The organism is Nocardia sp. NPDC059195, assembly GCF_042754695.1.
Classification (GTDB): Bacteria; Actinomycetota; Actinomycetes; order Mycobacteriales; family Mycobacteriaceae; genus Nocardia.
Genome location: NZ_JBHZBG010000074.1, coordinates 1 through 1,161 on the forward strand (window position 1 = coordinate 1; position 1,161 = coordinate 1,161).

Annotated in this window: 1 rRNA gene; it reads left to right on the plus strand. The window is 55.0% G+C overall.

The annotated features are described in order from the left end of the window. Positions 1-1,161, plus strand: a 23S ribosomal RNA gene (locus ACFXKN_RS33485); the annotation flags it as partial.

Sequence of the window (1,161 nt, forward strand, 5' to 3'; positions counted from 1 at the left end):
GAGCTGGGTGGGGTCGCAGAGACCAGAGAGAAGCGACTGTTTACTAAAAACACAGGTCCGTGCGAAGTCGTAAGACGATGTATACGGACTGACGCCTGCCCGGTGCCGGAAGGTTAAGAGGACCGGTTAGCGTTTAGGCGCGAAGCTGAGAATTTAAGCCCCGGTAAACGGCGGTGGTAACTATAACCATCCTAAGGTAGCGAAATTCCTTGTCGGGTAAGTTCCGACCTGCACGAATGGCGTAACGACTTCTCTGCTGTCTCAACCACAGACTCGGCGAAATTGCATTACGAGTAAAGATGCTCGTTACGCGCGGCAGGACGAAAAGACCCCGGGACCTTCACTATAGCTTGGTATTGGTGTTCGGTACGGTTTGTGTAGGATAGGTGGGAGACTGTGAAAGCGGCACGCTAGTGTTGTGGGAGTCGTCGTTGAAATACCACTCTGATCGTATTGGACTTCTAACCTCGGACCATGATCTGGTTCAGGGACAGTGCCTGGTGGGTAGTTTAACTGGGGCGGTTGCCTCCCAAAATGTAACGGAGGCGCCCAAAGGTTCCCTCAGCCTGGTTGGCAATCAGGTGTTGAGTGCAAGTGCACAAGGGAGCTTGACTGTGAGACTGACAGGTCGAGCAGGGACGAAAGTCGGGACTAGTGATCCGGCACCGGCAAGTGGAAGCGGTGTCGCTCAACGGATAAAAGGTACCCCGGGGATAACAGGCTGATCTTCCCCAAGAGTCCATATCGACGGGATGGTTTGGCACCTCGATGTCGGCTCGTCGCATCCTGGGGCTGGAGTAGGTCCCAAGGGTTGGGCTGTTCGCCCATTAAAGCGGCACGCGAGCTGGGTTTAGAACGTCGTGAGACAGTTCGGTCTCTATCCGCCGCGCGCGTAAGAAACTTGAGGAAGGCTGTCCCTAGTACGAGAGGACCGGGACGGACGAACCTCTGGTGTGCCAGTTGTTCCGCCAGGAGCACTGCTGGTTGGCTACGTTCGGAAGGGATAACCGCTGAAAGCATCTAAGCGGGAAGCCTGTTCCAAGATGAGGTTTCTCTCCCACTTGATGGGTTAAGGCCCCCTACAGACCATGGGGTTGATAGGCCAGAACTGGAAGCACGGTAACGTGTGTAGGTGACTGGTACTAATAGGCCGAGGGCTTA